The sequence below is a fragment of the Haloarchaeobius marinus genome, from assembly GCF_051207415.1.
GTDB lineage: Archaea > Halobacteriota > Halobacteria > Halobacteriales > Natrialbaceae > Haloarchaeobius.
This window is the reverse complement of the sequence record NZ_JBPKGD010000007.1, coordinates 35,716-50,367: the sequence shown is the minus strand read 5'-3', so window position 1 is coordinate 50,367 and position 14,652 is coordinate 35,716. Positions and strand designations below refer to the sequence as shown.

17 protein-coding genes are annotated in these 14,652 nt (G+C 68.7%); 11 read left to right on the top strand and 6 right to left on the bottom strand.

Features of this window, described 5'->3' with window-relative positions; genetic code table 11:
• Window positions 1-1,242, bottom strand: coding sequence for an ATP-binding cassette domain-containing protein (locus ACSC1W_RS19450; protein ID WP_435349380.1), 1,242 nt, complete (start codon window positions 1,240-1,242; stop codon window positions 1-3).
• Window positions 1,239-2,339 (bottom strand): vitamin B12 ABC transporter permease BtuC, encoded by a 1,101-nt coding sequence (gene btuC / locus ACSC1W_RS19445; RefSeq protein ID WP_435349378.1) that lies wholly within the window; start codon window positions 2,337-2,339, stop codon window positions 1,239-1,241. Before btuC ends, ACSC1W_RS19450 begins: the two co-directional genes overlap by 4 nt.
• Window positions 2,340-2,410: 71 nt before the next feature.
• Here btuC and ACSC1W_RS19440 point away from each other — a divergent pair, with 71 nt between their 5' ends.
• The 5 genes from ACSC1W_RS19440 to ACSC1W_RS19420 all read left to right on the top strand — a co-directional run bounded on the left by ACSC1W_RS19440 (window position 2,411) and on the right by ACSC1W_RS19420 (window position 5,937).
• Window positions 2,411-3,559 (top strand): PGF-CTERM-anchored ABC transporter substrate-binding protein, encoded by a 1,149-nt coding sequence (locus ACSC1W_RS19440; RefSeq protein WP_435349377.1) that lies wholly within the window; start codon window positions 2,411-2,413, stop codon window positions 3,557-3,559.
• A 62-nt stretch (window positions 3,560-3,621) separates the two neighbouring features.
• Window positions 3,622-3,903, top strand: a complete 282-nt coding sequence (gene srp19, locus ACSC1W_RS19435; RefSeq protein WP_435349376.1) for a signal recognition particle subunit SRP19 — start codon at window positions 3,622-3,624, stop codon at window positions 3,901-3,903.
• Window positions 3,900-4,121: an H/ACA ribonucleoprotein complex subunit GAR1 gene (locus tag ACSC1W_RS19430; protein WP_435349374.1), complete on the top strand. Its 222-nt coding sequence runs from the start codon at window positions 3,900-3,902 to the stop codon at window positions 4,119-4,121. Before srp19 ends, ACSC1W_RS19430 begins: the two co-directional genes overlap by 4 nt.
• A gap of 43 nt (window positions 4,122-4,164) precedes the next feature.
• Window positions 4,165-5,172 carry a presenilin family intramembrane aspartyl protease PSH gene (locus tag ACSC1W_RS19425; RefSeq protein WP_435349372.1) on the top strand — a complete coding sequence of 336 codons (1,008 nt, stop codon included), beginning with the start codon at window positions 4,165-4,167 and terminating at the stop codon, window positions 5,170-5,172.
• 63 nt (window positions 5,173-5,235) lie between these two features.
• Complete coding sequence (locus ACSC1W_RS19420) at window positions 5,236-5,937, top strand: SDR family oxidoreductase (RefSeq protein ID WP_435349370.1); 702 nt, start codon at window positions 5,236-5,238, stop codon at window positions 5,935-5,937.
• 71 nt (window positions 5,938-6,008) lie between these two features.
• On the opposite strand, the gene ACSC1W_RS19415 is transcribed toward ACSC1W_RS19420, so the two are convergent.
• The gene (locus ACSC1W_RS19415) at window positions 6,009-7,004 is read right to left on the bottom strand and encodes an ornithine cyclodeaminase family protein (RefSeq protein WP_435349368.1); all 996 of its coding nucleotides are present in this window, start codon (window positions 7,002-7,004) and stop codon (window positions 6,009-6,011) included.
• 45 nt (window positions 7,005-7,049) lie between these two features.
• Window positions 7,050-7,286 (bottom strand): DUF8015 family protein, encoded by a 237-nt coding sequence (locus tag ACSC1W_RS19410; protein WP_435349366.1) that lies wholly within the window; start codon window positions 7,284-7,286, stop codon window positions 7,050-7,052.
• 290 nt (window positions 7,287-7,576) lie between these two features.
• Between ACSC1W_RS19410 and ACSC1W_RS19405 the strand changes: the two genes are divergently transcribed.
• Complete coding sequence (locus ACSC1W_RS19405; RefSeq protein ID WP_435349365.1) at window positions 7,577-8,806, top strand: MFS transporter; 1,230 nt, start codon at window positions 7,577-7,579, stop codon at window positions 8,804-8,806.
• A 25-nt stretch (window positions 8,807-8,831) separates the two neighbouring features.
• On the opposite strand, the gene ACSC1W_RS19400 is transcribed toward ACSC1W_RS19405, so the two are convergent.
• A complete protein-coding gene (locus tag ACSC1W_RS19400) occupies window positions 8,832-9,254 on the bottom strand; it encodes a DUF3054 domain-containing protein (protein WP_435349364.1) in 423 nt (140 codons plus the stop codon).
• An 83-nt stretch (window positions 9,255-9,337) separates the two neighbouring features.
• Here ACSC1W_RS19400 and ACSC1W_RS19395 point away from each other — a divergent pair, with 83 nt between their 5' ends.
• Window positions 9,338-9,499 (top strand): hypothetical protein, encoded by a 162-nt coding sequence (locus ACSC1W_RS19395; protein WP_435349363.1) that lies wholly within the window; start codon window positions 9,338-9,340, stop codon window positions 9,497-9,499.
• Window positions 9,496-10,464 carry a magnesium/cobalt transporter CorA gene (gene corA, locus ACSC1W_RS19390; protein ID WP_435349361.1) on the top strand — a complete coding sequence of 323 codons (969 nt, stop codon included), beginning with the start codon at window positions 9,496-9,498 and terminating at the stop codon, window positions 10,462-10,464. The genes ACSC1W_RS19395 and corA overlap by 4 nt, the downstream gene beginning before the upstream one ends.
• Before the next feature lie 14 nt (window positions 10,465-10,478).
• Here the strand turns inward: corA and ACSC1W_RS19385 are convergent, their stop codons facing one another.
• Entirely contained in the window at window positions 10,479-11,183 is a 705-nt protein-coding gene (locus ACSC1W_RS19385; protein WP_435349359.1) for a MaoC family dehydratase, read from the bottom strand.
• A gap of 88 nt (window positions 11,184-11,271) precedes the next feature.
• On the opposite strand from ACSC1W_RS19385, the gene gdhB reads away from it, so the two are divergent.
• The 3 genes from gdhB (at window position 11,272) to ACSC1W_RS19370 (ending at window position 14,582) form a co-directional block, all read left to right on the top strand.
• Window positions 11,272-12,558, top strand: coding sequence for a glutamate dehydrogenase GdhB (gene gdhB, locus ACSC1W_RS19380; RefSeq protein ID WP_435349358.1), 1,287 nt, complete (start codon window positions 11,272-11,274; stop codon window positions 12,556-12,558).
• Window positions 12,559-12,619: 61 nt separating this feature from the next.
• Complete coding sequence (locus ACSC1W_RS19375) at window positions 12,620-13,693, top strand: DUF2332 domain-containing protein (RefSeq protein WP_435349356.1); 1,074 nt, start codon at window positions 12,620-12,622, stop codon at window positions 13,691-13,693.
• A gap of 40 nt (window positions 13,694-13,733) precedes the next feature.
• Window positions 13,734-14,582 (top strand): HpcH/HpaI aldolase/citrate lyase family protein, encoded by an 849-nt coding sequence (locus ACSC1W_RS19370; protein ID WP_435349355.1) that lies wholly within the window; start codon window positions 13,734-13,736, stop codon window positions 14,580-14,582.
• Window positions 14,583-14,652: the final 70 nt, after the last annotated feature.

Genomic DNA, 14,652 nt, shown 5'->3' with positions numbered 1-14,652 from the left:
CTAGTCGTCAGCCGCCTCGACGCGTCGTCGTACCCGGGCGACCGCCTCGACGACCTCGCCGGGGTCCGCGCGCACACCGTGTCGCCGGAGGTCGGCCGCACGGTCGGTGGACGCTGGCGGCACGTGGTCGTCCCACCGGTCTTCGTCGTCGACGACCACCAGCGGGTCGCAATCCATCAGCGCGTCGAACAGTCCCGAGTCGCCCACCGCGAGCGCCGGGGCGGCGACGATGACGACGTCTGCACGGTCCATACGGGCCCGAGCATCGGTCAGTGACGCCGCGTCGGCCGGTTCCTGTGGGGCCCTGTGCTCGACGGGTACGTCCAGGAGACGAGCCGCCTCGGCCAGGGCGTCACCCGGTGCGACCGGTCCGACGGTCACCCTCGCATCGGTACCGACGAGGCGTTCGAGCGTCCGGGCGGCCGTCGGGCCGGACCCCACGAGGTGGACCCGTCTGTCGACGGTCTCCTGCTGTCGCGCGACCGCAGTGACGGTCAGACTGTCGGTCACGGGGTTCCGTGTGAGTGCAGTCTGTGCGTCGAAGGAGGCTGCCAGTCGGTCGCGCGTCAGGACGTCTTCCGGGGGTCCGACCGAGACGAGGCCGCCGTCGCCCAGTAGCGCCAGTTCGTCGCAGTACCGGGCGGCGAGCGAGAGGTCGTGGATGGCCGCGACGACGGTCTTCCCGTCGGCCACGAGGTCGGTGACGAGTTCGAGGGTCTCGACCTGGTGGTTCACGTCGAGGCTCGCGGTCGGTTCGTCCAGGAGGAGTACCGGCGTCTCCTGTGCCAGCGCGCGGGCGACGACGACCTTCTGGCGTTCGCCGCCGCTGAGTTCGTCGATGCGCCGGCGGGCCAGGTGGGTCGCACCGACCCGGCCGAGCGCGTCGTCGACGACGTCGCCGTCCTCCCTCGTGGACGGTTCGAACCGGCCGCGGTGGGGCGTCCGACCCATCGCGACGACCTCGCGCACGGCGAAGGAGAACGAGACCGTCGTGTCCTGCGGGACGACAGCGACCCGACGGCTGGCCGCCTTCGACCCGAGCCGATGTATCGGGTCGCCGGCGACGGTGACCGCCCCCGAATCCGGCGTCAGGGCGGCGCTGACGGTGCGAAGGAGCGTCGTCTTCCCGGCGCCGTTCGGGCCGACCAGTCCGACGAACGTGCCGTCGTCCACCGACAGCGAGACCCCGTCGAGCACCGTCGCGTCGCCGAACGAGACGGTCACGTCGTCGAGGCGAATCACAGCGCGTGCACCTCCCGGCGGGTGAGCAGGAACAGGAAGAACGGCGCACCGAACGCTGCGGTGACGATGCCGACAGGGAGAACCTCGGCGGTCGACCGGGCGATGGTGTCCGTGGCGACGAGGAACGACGCCCCGGCGAGTGCACTGGCCGGGAGCAGCACCCTGTGGTCAGGGCCGACGACGAGACGGGCGATGTGGGGGACGACGAGTCCGACGAAGCCGATGACGCCGGCGACCGCCACTCCGGCCGCGGTAACCACGCTCGACAGCACGAGCAGGACCCGTTTGGTACGTTCCACCTCTATGCCGAGGTGGTGGGCGTCCTCCTCGCCGAGCATGAGTACGTTCAGGTCGCGGGTGAACGGCACGAGCAGCAGGAACCCGACGCCGACGACGAGCGAAGCGCCGGCGACCTCGCCCCAGGTGGGCGCGTTGAGGTTGCCCATGAGCCAGTAGAGCGCGCGTCGGAGGCTCTCCCCGCTGGTGACCAGCAGGAACGAGACGACGGCGCCGAGGAACGTCTGTATCGCGACGCCCGCGAGCAGGAGCGTCGCCACGGGGGTCCGACCTCCCTCGGTCGCGATCGCGTACACGAGGAATGCCGCCAGTATCGCCCCGGCGAACGCCGCCCCGTGGACGCCGAAGGGAATCGACAGGGGAAGGACGATGGCGGCGACGGCCCCGACGGCCGCACCCGAGGAGACGCCGACGATGGACGGGTCAGCCATCGGGTTCCGGAAGAACCCCTGCATCACGGTGCCGGCCGTCGCCAGGCCGAACCCGACGACGGCGGCGAGCGCGATGCGGGGCAACCGGACCGAGACGACGATGATGCGCACCGTCTCGGAGACGTCGAAGGCGAACGGGGAGGTGGTCTGGACGCCCAGCTGGACCGGCAGGACGGGGACGCCCGCGACGGTGGTAGTCCCAGCCATCACCCACAGGCCAGTCGGCACGGCCAGCTCGTTGAGCATCGCCGCGACGACGGCCGTCGGCGCGACGGCGACCGGCCCGACCGCTGCACACACCGCGACGGTCGCGACGAGGAGGGCAGACAGCGCCAGGGACCAGAGTCCCGCCCGGACGTCAGTTCGCATGAGTCACGTCGTTATCGCAAATGAGCTTGCTTTAGTTAAATATTTATTGCATACGCCGCGACGTGGAGGTGATGACACGAATCCCAACGACGGTCCTCGTGGCGCTGTTGCTCGTCGGCTCGGTGGCGACGGCTGCCACACCGGTGGCAGGTTCCCAGTCAGCGTCGACGAACAACGCGACCCTCCAGCAGGACGGGTGCTCGTTCCCCTTCTCCGCGACCGACGCGACGGACACCGAAGTGACGGTCGAGACCGAGCCCGAGTCCGTTGTCACGCTCGGCCCCGCCTCAGCACAGACGATGTGGGAGATCGGCGCGAGGTCGAAGGTCGTCGGGACGACGCAGTACGCGTCCTACCTCGACGGTGCCGACTCGACGGCGAACGTCTCCGGGTCCGGACGGGCGTTCGTCAGCGTCGAACGCGTCGTCGCGCAGGAACCCGACCTCGTGCTCGCCGCGAACATCGTCAGCGACGAGACGGTCCAGTCGCTCCGCAACGCGGGCATCACCGTCTACAAGTTCCGCGCCGCGTCGAGCCTCGAGTTCGTCACCGAGAAGACGACGCTGACCGGCCAGCTGGTCGGTGCGTGCGACGGCGCGAACGAGACGGTGGACTGGATGGAGACCGAAATCCAGGTGGTCCAGCGGGCCGCCGAGGGCCAGGACTCCCCGAAGGCCCTCTACGTCTTCTACGGGACGACCCCCGGTCCTGACACGTACATCGACGACCTGGTGACCACGGCCGGGGCGGAGAACCTCGCGGCGACCGCCGACCTGGAGTACACCGCGACCGGCTACGCCCAGATCAACCCCGAGGTCGTCGCAGACATGCGAGTCGAGTGGTTGCTGCTGAACGACGCCCAGCCGGAACCACGGATTCCCGAGTCCCCGGCGTACCGGAACACTGTCGCCGTCCAGCAGAACCAGACGATACTGATGCAGGACGAACTCGTCAACCAGCCCGCACCCCGGAGCATCGAGGTGATGCGGAACCTCTCGCAGACGTGGTTCCCCGACGCGTACGCCGAGGCGAACGCGAGCATCCGCGGTGATGCGTCGACCGGTGCCGGGACGACGGCCGACGCCGACTCGCCGACGGCCACCGACCCGCTGACCGACACCACCACTGGCGCCGCCACGACCGGTGGAACGCCCGGTTTCACCCTCGTCGGTGCCGTCGCCGCACTGCTCGCCGTCGCCGCGTTCGCGCGCCGACCGTAACTACCTCGTTCTCTCGACGGGACTCCGAAAGGCCGATACGGCCCCCCGTCCTCGGACGCAACATGGTCGAGAACGTCATCTACCCCGCCTACTTCGACGCGGCGCTCTCGCGTTCGAACGGCCGACGGGTCCCGAAGGAACTCGCGGTCGAGGACCCGGAGGTGGACGAGATCGCGAAGGCCGTCCAGCAGGTCGGCTACGACGCCGTCGTCGAACGCGACGTCTCATACGCTCGCGAGAGCCACCGCGTCCGCGGGCGCGTGCTCGTGAAGAACCCGGAGGACGACTCCAAGAACGACATCGTCCAGGCCGTCGCAGCCTACGTCAACGCACTCCGGGAATGAAACGCGTCGGCGAAGTGGTCCGCGTCGCGCAGGGACTCGCCATCGTCCGGTCGGACAGCGACGACCACGCCGACATCGGGACGACGGTCGTCGACGAGTCCCTCTCGGAGGTCGGGCGCGTCGTCGACGTGTTCGGCCCCGTATCGAGACCGTTCGTCGCCGTCTCGGCCGACGACGACCCGACGACGCTGCTCGGGGGGACGCTGTACGCGCGGTAACGGTAACGCAAGAACGATACGCCGGCGGTTAGAACGACCGACCATGAACGACCGAACGCGCGTCGTCGCCGCCGTCGGCCTCGTCGTCACCATCTTTCTACTGGTGCAACTCGGGGCGCTCTCGCTGGTCGAACCCTTCGAGTCGCAGGGGAGGCAGGTCGTCGAGAACCCGCAGGACCCGACGAACAGTCTCGTGTACGTCGCCGCCATCCTCGTCGCCACGGGGCTGATGCTCCTCGCGTTCCGGTACGACCTCCAGTGGATAATCCGCGGGTTCATCGTCCTCACGAGCGGGATGCTATCGTGGTACGTCTTCGCGTCGTTCCTCTCGCCGCTGGTCGCACTCCTGCCCGCCGCGCTCATCGCGGTCGGCCTGCTCGTCTACCCCGAGTGGTACGTCATAGACGCCGCCGGCGTCGTGATGGGGGCCGCCGCGGCGGGTCTGTTCGGCATCTCGTTCGGCCTCTTCCCCGCCATCCTGTTGCTGACCGTCCTCGCCGTGTACGACGCCATCTCGGTGTACGGTACCGAGCACATGCTCACCCTGGCCGAGGGGGTGATGGACATGAAGGTACCCGTCGTCCTCGTCGTTCCGACGACGCTCTCGTTCTCGTTCCTCGACATGGGCGAGGAGACGGCGGGAGACGGCGGTGCGGTTCCCGAGGAGGCGGCCGACGACGAGGACGACGGGACTGGACCGACGGACGACGAACGGAGCGTCACCGACTCCGGTCCCCTCGAACGCGACGCCTTCTTCATCGGCCTGGGCGACGCGGTGATGCCGACGATAATCGTCGCCTCCGCCGCCCACTTCCACACGGCCGTACCCGGCGGGACGGTGCCGCCCATCGTGCGCGACCCGTTCCTGCTCAACCTGCCGGCGCTGACCGCGATGGTCGGCACCATCGCCGGTCTGCTCGTGCTGATGTGGATGGTGCTGAAGGGACGCGCCCACGCCGGACTGCCGCTGCTCAACGGCGGTGCCATCCTCGGCTACCTCGTCGGGGCGCTGGCGAGTGGCGTCCCGCTCGTCGCCGCGCTCGGACTCTGAGTCGAATTCGGTCCGGCCTGCCGAGACCCGAACACCAATCCCGCACCCGTGCCTCGTCGGCGTATGACCGAACGGATAGCCGTGGTGACGGCGGCGGGACGAGGTATCGGGGCAGCCTGTGCACGACGCCTCGCTGACGACGGGTACACGCCCGTCCTCCTCTCGAAGTCGGGGGCGGCGAAGGACGTGGCGGTGGACCTCGGTGGGGTCGGGTTCGAGGGGTCTGTGACGGACCCCGCGGACCTCGAGGCGCTCGTCGACGCGGCCGTCGACCGGTACGGGCGCATCGACGTCGTGGTGAACAACACCGGTCATCCGGCGACGGGCGACCTGCTGGACATCGACGACGGGGACTGGCACGGCGGCCTCGACCTGGTCCTGCTCAACGTCGTCCGGATGGCACGACTCCTCACACCGGTGTTCCAGGAGCAGGGCGGCGGCAGCGTCGTCAACGTCTCGACGTTCTCCGCGTACGAACCATCGCTGGACTTCCCGGTCTCCTCGGTGCTCCGGGCCGGTCTCGGCGCGTTCACCAAACTCTACGCCGACCGGTACGCCGAGGACGGCATCCGGATGAACTGCGTCCTCCCGGGCTACGCCGACAGCTACGAGGTGGACGAGGAGACGCGCGCCGAGATTCCGATGGGTCGGCCCGCGAGGACGGGCGAGATAGCCGACGCCGTGGCCTACCTCGCCTCGGACGACGCGAGCTACGTGACCGGGCAGAACCTTCGGGTCGACGGCGGCCTGACCGACTCGGTCTGAGACGGCAGGGAGCGCGCCGGGGCGGACAACAGACCCCGCGAGAGTAACGCGACAACGGGCGACCGGCCGGTTCAGCCCTGGAGCGCCTCGCTCGCCGGCGCGAACTCGACTTCGCTTCCTAGGTCCGCCTCGACGGCCTTCTCGTACAGCAGGTACGCGCCGGCCGTCGTCTCGATGCCCGTGCCGCCGGAGTCGAAGACGGTCAGTTCGTCGTCGTACTGACGGCCCGGTGCGGACCCGGCGACCACCTCCCCCAGTTCGGCGTGGACGTGGTCCTCGCCGACGACGCCGGCCTCGAGCGCGTGGATGAACGACCCGGCGTCCTGGGTGACCCGTTCGCGCAGGTCGGGGACGTACGTCGCGCGCTCGATGGTCGTGTGGTCGAGTTCGCGCTTGTCGGGGTGGTACTGGCCCATCGCCGTGACGTGTGCGTCCGGTTCGAGCAGGTCGCCGTCGAACACCGGACTCGACGCCGTCGTCGCGGTGATGACGACGTCCGCGCCCTCGACGGCGGCAGCCGAGGAGGCGACCGCACCGACCGCCGCGTCGTGCGTTTCGTGCATCTCGGCGGCGAACGACTCCCGGTGCTCCTTCGTCGGCGAGTAGACGTTCACGGTCTCGAAGTCACGGACCGTCATCGTCGCCTTGAACTGACCGCGAGCCTGCGGACCGGACCCGACGATGGCCAGTTTCGAGGCGTCCTCGCGTGCGAGTTCGTCGACCGCGACCGCGCCGGCAGCGCCCGTCTTGAACGGGTTCATGTGGGCACCGTCGACGAGTGCGAGCGGCGCACCGCTCTCTGCGTCGAACAGGGGCGTCACGAACCAGGCGTCGGCGTCGCCGAAGCCGGCGGAGTACATGTACCCGCCCATCGCGCCCGTGTCTGGGAGGATGGCTGCGTAACTGAACAGCATCCCCGGCGGGTCGTCGTTCCGGAGCGACGTCCGTGGCTTCGCCGACGCGCCCTCACCGCGCTGTCGGTAGCCTTCGCGAACCGCGTCGACGTACTCGGCGGGTGTGGCGAGGTCTGCGACGTCGCTGCTCGTCAGGAATCGAGCGGTCGTCATACGCGTAGGGTCTACTGCCAGTCGAAAAAGGGTGCTGGGTCTGGCTCAGTCGGCCTGCGGCGGCGCGGCACTGGGCGACGACGAAGACGACCGGGTACTAGGCGTCGCTTCGTCGACGGGTGCGTTGACGAACATGGCGTGTCCGATGAGCAGCACCGAGAGCACGGCCGCGACCGGGACGGCCGACGTCAGGCTCATGTCGGCGATGGTGGTGAGTGCGCCGGTTCCTCCGATGAACGAGACGGGGATCAGCCCCAGAACAATGTCGTAGTACCCAGTCATAATACAGTAACAATTACGATAGACTACGGTATAAAACTTCCGCTGATAGCTGCGACGTACTTCACCGGTTGGGAACCAGTATTTGCTCCAGTACATCCCCATAACTTATGCGTGAGTTATTATCCCGTAATCGTACAGCACTCGTGCGTTTTTCACCCGCTAACCTCTCGTTTTCAATGTCACATATATATCTTCTGGCGAGCTACATGTCACCTACCGACACGACGGTCGAGGGGCGTCCGACTGCCGGAACCGATGCGTTCAACCGGCAGACTGTCGACAGTACAGCCGTGAACCGGAACGACCGTGCCATCGTCGCGCTCGTCACGCTGGGTCACGCGATGGTCCACACGTACGAACTCTCGATTCCCATCTTCGTCAGCGTCTGGCTCACCGGTGGGGAGTTCACTGCCGACGCGGCGACGCTCGGAGTCGTCACGGCCGTCGGCTACGGACTGTTCGGCGTCGGTGCGCTTCCCGGCGGGGTCCTCGCCGACACCGTCGGGTCGAAGCGGCTCATCGTCGCGTGTCTGCTCGGGATGGCCGGTTCGTTCGCCCTGCTCTCGGTCGCCCCCTCGATACCGGTCGTCGCGGTGGCGCTGTGTGCCTGGGGGGCGGCCGCGAGCGTCTACCACCCGTCGGGACTGTCGCTCATCAGTCGCGGCGTGGAGGCCCGGGGGTCCGCCTTCGCCTACCACGGGATGGCCGGGAACCTCGGCATCGCACTCGGTCCGTTGACCACGGCGCTGCTACTGCTGGCGATGGACTGGCGGACCGTCGCGCTCGTTCTCACCGTCCCCGCGATATTGGGTGCGGCACTCGCGGTCCGTTTCGACGTCGACGAACGCGCCGCGGTGGCGGACGGCGGCGCCGCCGACGCCGGCGGGTCGAAGGCCGACGCGGTCACCTCCTGGCCGGAGTTCGTCACCGGGACGAGACGGCTGTTCGCGAGCGGGTTCGTCGTCATCTTCGCCATCGTCATCTGCTCGGGGCTGTACTACCGCGGCGTCCTCACGTTCCTGCCCGACATCCTCGGCGGGTTCTCGACGCTCGCACCGGTCGAGTTCGCCGGCCGGGAACTCGAACCCGGCCGGTACGTCTACGCGGGCCTGCTGATGGTGGGCATGGTCGGTCAGTACGTCGGCGGCCGGTTGACGAACACCGTCCCGCCGGCCCGGGCGCTCGTCGTCGGCTTCGCCCTGCTCGCGGTCATCGCACTGGCGTTCCTCCCGGTCGCAGGGTTCGGACTGGTCCCGTTCCTCGCGCTCTGTGCAGTCCTCGGTGTCGGCCTGTTCGCCGTCCAGCCACTGTACCAGGCGGCCGTCGCCGAGCACACCCCTGCCGGTACGCGAGGCCTCTCTTACGGCTACACCTACCTCGGCGTCTTCGGCGTCGGCGCACTCGGTGGCGTCCTCGCCGGCGGCATGCTGACATACGCCAGCGTCTCCGTGCTGTTCCTCGCGCTCGCAGGCATCGCGCTCACGGGGTCGCTGGCGAGCGTCGTACTCGCCCGACGGTGACGCCGCCAGCGTCGCCCGACTGGTCCTAGTCCGCGAGGAACGTGACGAAGGCGGTCCGGGCGACGGCCAGCGTCACCGTCCCGAAGGCTGCCATCACGGCCAGGAACGTCCACGGAATCCCGCCCGCGAAGTAGGGCGACCCACGGAGGATGGCACCGATGGCGACCGCACCGAACCAGCCGCCGACCGCCAGTCGGACGGACCAGACGCGGTTCCCGAGCGCCCGGTCGCTGTAGGCGCCGACCAGTGTGGCGACGACGAACCAGCCGAACAGGAAGGGCACCGCCGTCTCGACCACTGCCAGCGGTTCCGTCACCGGGTTCACGTCGTGTCGGAGTTCGCCAGCGACGAGGAGCAACGAGATGACGAGCAGGTCCGTCCCGACTAGTCGCCACCGGCCGCCGGCCGGGCTGTGCGTTCGGTCGACCAGCCGCTGTAGCGCGTGCATGCCCGGGAGTCGGGCCGCCGGCACCTTCGCTCTCCCGGTTCGCGCTGGCGAACGTTTTTGCTCCGTCCGGAACAGCAACGAGCATGAACCGCACGTTCGTCTCCGGGCTGGTGCTGACCGTGGCCGGACTGGCCGGCTACGTCGCCGGCGTGGTCGTCGCCTACCCGGGGCGGGAACTCTCGCTGGTGAGCGTCATGCTCGGGCTGACGACCATGGCCGTCGGCGCGGGAGGTGTGGGACGGTGACCGTCCAGGCCCAGGTGTTCGATGCGGAGGGCGTCGAGGGATACGACGACCCGTCCCGCGCGAAGTCCGCCCCCGGGACGACGTGGGTCCGCGTCTCCGAACCGACCCGCGACGAGGTCGTCGACGTCGCCGAGACGTTCGGCCTCCACGAACTCGAACTCGAGGACATCCGCAGCGACGTCCGTCCGAAGGTCGAGGTGTTCGAGGACCACCTGTTCGTCCTGCTCAAGAGTGCCACCCTCCGGGACGGCGACATCACCTTCGAAGAGGAGGTCAAGTCGGACGTGGTCGGGTTGTTCGTCGGACCGGACTGGCTGGTGACCATCTCGATGACCTCCCTGCACGCCGTCGGCCTCGTCTGGGACGCGGTCGCCCGCGGGGAGCGCCGATTGCTCGGGCGCGGCCCGGACTTCACCGCCTATCGCATCGTCGACGCGGTCGTCGACGACTACTTCATCGTCCTCGACGAAATCGAGACCGACATCGAAGCCGTGGAAGACGAGGTCGTCGGCGCCACCGACATCGACGTGCTCTCGAAGATCAACGACCTCAGGCGCGACCTGCTCTCGGTCCGCCGACTGCTCTGGCCCACCCGGGACGCCGTCAGCGTCCTCGCGCGTGGCGACCTCGAGTTCGTCGAGGAACGCCACGAGAAGTACTTCCGAGACGTGTACGACCACCTCGTCCAGCTCGTCGAACTCGTCGAGACGTACCGCGACCTCGTCACCGGCGCGCGGGACATCTACCTCAACTCGCTGTCGATGTCCACGAACGAGGTGATGAAGACGCTGACCGTCGTCGCCACCATCGTCCTCCCGCTCACCCTCGTCGCCGGCATCTACGGGATGAACTTCGAACGGATGCCCGAACTCGGGTGGTCGTACGCCTACCACGCCGTCGTGCTCGGCATGGGCGCCATCGCCGGCGTGATGATCGTCTACTTCCGCCGTGAGGGGTGGCTATAGAGGCGTCGCCGGAGTCACTCGGCGGTCTCGCGCTTCAGCGACAGCACGGTCCGGTCGAACTCGCAGACGAGCGTCTCCCGTTCCTCGTCGTGCGCCGGCAGTTTGAACGCCTCCACGTGCATGGTGACGACGCCACGGTCCCCGTCGCTGGTCTCGCGTTTGTCGGTCACGGTCGACTGGACGCGGATGGTGTCGCCGTGGAACACCGGGTTCGGGTGTTCGACGTCGTCGTACGAGAGGTTGGCGACGATGGTGCCGTCCGTGGTCTCCGGGATGGAGACGCCCACCGCGAGCGCCATCGTGTAGATGCCGTTGACGAGACGCTCGCCGAACTGGGTGTCCGCGGCGAAGTCCTCGTCGAGGTGGAGCGGTTGCTGGTTCATAGTCATGTCACAGAAGCGCTGGTTGTCGCTCTCGGAGATGGTGCGTCGACGCTCGTGTTCGATGGTCTCCCCGACCTCGAACTCCTCGTAGTAGCGTCCGGCCATGGGCGAATCGACACGGGCGGGCGTATTAGTCGATGTGCTTTCGCCACCTCCGTCCCGAACCACGACGACGCGCCCGGCCGGTCGTCGGACGCGACCCGGACGCTCCGTAACTTCTGCGCCAACCCAAATCGTTTTATTTAACTTCTCGACCGGGAAACGGGGGGTAGATGCCCCGGCAGCCCGCCGTCGCGTGGGATTTCTCGCTGCCGGTCGCGTTTCGCCAGGTGCCATGCCAACGTCTCGCACAGCCACGGGACCGCCGGGTCCCGTGGCCGGTGGACCCGACGTTCGACGCACGCACCGGCGGGAGTCGCCAGTCATGGGAACTGCAAAACCGACACACGACGACGAGGGAGCACAGCACGAGGAGAGCGCACTCGAGACGGCCCGCCGCCAGCTAGAACGGGCCGCGTCCATCGTCGACGTCGACGACGGGACCATAGAGCGACTGAACCACCCCGAGCGCGTCCAGCGCGTCTCCATCCCGCTGAAGCGTGACGACGGGACCATCGAGGTGTTCACGGGCTATCGCGCCCAGCACGACAGCGTCCGGGGGCCGTTCAAGGGCGGCCTGCGCTTTCACCCCGGCGTGACGGAGGAGGAGTGCATCGGCCTGTCGATGTGGATGACCTGGAAGTGTGCGGTCATGGACCTCCCGTTCGGTGGCGGCAAGGGCGGCATCGTCGTCGACCCGAAGGAACTCAGCACCGACGAGAAGGAACGGCTGACGCGGCGGTTCGCCGAGGAACTGCGCGACGTCATCGGTCCCAAACACGACATCCCCGCGCCGGACATGGGCACCGGCCCACAGGAGATGGCGTGGTTCATGGACGCCTACTCGATGCAGGAGGGCGAGACGACGCCCGGCGTCGTCACCGGCAAGCCGCCGGTCATCGGCGGATCGTACGGCCGCGAGGAGTCCCCCGGCCGGTCGGTCGGCATCATCGCCGAGCAGGCCATCGACTACTACGACTGGGACGTGAACGAGACCACCGTCGCCGTGCAGGGCTTCGGGTCCGTCGGTGCGTACGCCGCCCGGTACCTCGACGACCTCGGCGCGACGGTCGTCGCCGTCTCGGACGTCGACGGCGCTATCTTCGACCCGACGGGACTCGACACGCAGGACGTCGAGGACCACGACGCGCGCCCCGGCATGGTGTCAGGCTACGACGCGCCCCACAGCATCACCAACGAGGAACTGCTCGAACTCGACGTGGACGTGCTCATCCCCGCCGCCGTCGGCAACGTCCTGACCGCCGACAACGCCGACGACGTGCAGGCGAGCATGGTCGTCGAGGGTGCGAACGGCCCGACGACGTCCGCCGCCGACGAGATATTCCAGGAGCGCGACGTCCCGGTCGTGCCGGACATCCTCGCCAACGCCGGCGGCGTCACCGTCTCGTACTTCGAGTGGTTGCAGGACATCAACCGCCGCCAGTGGTCGCTCGAACGGGTCCACGAGGAACTCCGGACGGAGATGCTGAAGGCGTGGGACGCCGTCCGCGAGCAGGTCGACGAACGCGACCTGGCGTGGCGCGACGCCACCTACGCGGTCGCGCTCTCGCGGGTCGCCGACGCCCACGATTCCCGCGGCCTCTGGCCGTAGGTCCGGCCGTCCGACGCGACCGGCCACCAGAAGCTAAGTCGACGCTGCGCCAACCCCCGCCGTGACCACCGCCTCGGACTTCCACGACTTCGCCCGCTGGTGCGACGACACGTCGCCCCTGTACGCCCGCCTGTCCCGTGGGGTCGCCGGCGACGACGACCTCCTCGCCGTCGCGGACGCCGTCGCCGACGACCAGCCAGCCCCGAACAACCTGTTCGCGGCGGTCCACGCGCTCTTGCTCGACGGTTCGTCCCACGAACTGCGTGAGTTCTACCCGAGCGTCGTCGGCGTCGATGGCGACGACGGCGTGGCCGCCGACGCGCCGTACGACCCGGCGGAACGAGACCCCGTGCCGGCGTTCCGGGACTTCGTCCTCGCACACGAGGCGCGAATCCGGAACCTCGTCGCAACCCGACGCACCCAGACGAACGCGGTCGGTCGCTGTTCCGTGCTCTATCCCGCGTTCGCCCGCGTCACCGGGTCGGTCGACGGGCCAGTCTCGTTCGTCGAGGTGGGGGCGAGTGCCGGTCTCAACCTGCTGTTCGACCGGTACCGCTACAGCTACGGGACGCCGGACGGCGTCGTGGACGTCGGTGCCGCGGACTCGCCGGTCCACCTCGAGTGTCGCCTCCGGGGTGGTGACCCGCCGCACCCGGCAGACCCGCCCGCCGTCGGGTCGCGCGTCGGAATCGACGTGAACCCGCTCGACGTGACCGACGCGTCGGACGTGAACTGGCTCCGGGCCCTCGTCTGGCCGGAACACACGGCCCGCCACGACAGACTGGAGGCCGCCCTGACCGTCGCCCGGTCGGACCCGCCACGACTCGTCGCCGGGGACGCGCTGGACGTGCTCCCGACCGTCGTCGACGCCCTGCCGGCCGACCACGCCGTCTGCGTCTACGACACGCAGGTGCGCTACCAGTTGACCGAGACGGAACGGACCCGGTATCGGGAGTTGCTCGCCGACCTGTCGACCGACCGGGACCTGCACTGGGTGTCCGGGAACGACGCCGTCGAGGACGAGGGCGACCCCGCCCTCTCGCTCGACCACGCCCACGTGAGCAGCGACGGGCCGACCCCGACCACCGTCGCCCGGTACGAATCGCACGGTCGGTGGCTCCGCTGGGTCGCCTGAGACGGCAGGATTCAACACCCCGACGGCCGTCTCCACGAACATGCTCAGACGAAGCGTGCTGTTCTCCCCGGGTGACCGGCCGGAACTCATGCGCAAGGCCCCGGGGACGGGGGCGGACACCGTGGTCTTCGACCTGGAGGACGCCGTCGCACCGGCCCGGAAGGGCGAGGCCCGGAAGGCGGTTCGGACCGTCCTCTCGGACCCGGAGTTCGACCCCGACTGCGAGGTGTGCATCCGCGTGAACCCAATCGGTAGCGGGGCCGAGACGGACGTCGAGGCGCTTTTCGGGGACGCCGAGTCTCGCCCCGACGCGCTCATGCTCCCGAAGTGTGCCCGTGGCGACGACGTGGACGCCCTCGACGGCCTGGTACCCGACGAGACACCCCCCGTGCTCGCGCTGGTCGAGAGCGCTGCCGGCGTCCTGCACGCCGAGTCCGTCGCCGCCGCGGACGCGACGGACGCGCTGGTCTTCGGCGCCGAGGACCTCTCGGCGGACGTCGGTGCCACACGGACGAGCGAGGGAACCGAAGTGCTCTACGCGCGCGAACACGTCGTCCTCGCCGCGGCCGCCGCCGACGTCGACGCCGTCGACACCGTCTTCACCGACTTCTCCGATTCCGATGGCCTGGCTGACGAGACCGAGTTCGCCATCCAGCTGGGCTACGACGGCAAGATGGCCATCCACCCGTCGCAGGTCCCGGTCATCAACGACGCGTTCACACCGGGCCCCGAGCAGGTCGAGTGGGCCGAGGCGGTCCTCGACGCGAAACGGGAGGCAGACGCCGAGGGTCGGGGCGTGTTCCAGGTCGACGGAGAGATGATAGACGCGCCCCTCGTCGCACAGGCCGAACTGGTCCTCGAACGCGCACGCGCGGCCGACGAGGTATAAGGACCTTAGTTCGGATTGTATCGTACGGTTGTCTTATAACACCGCCACGCTTAACCTCCATCTCTGTGAT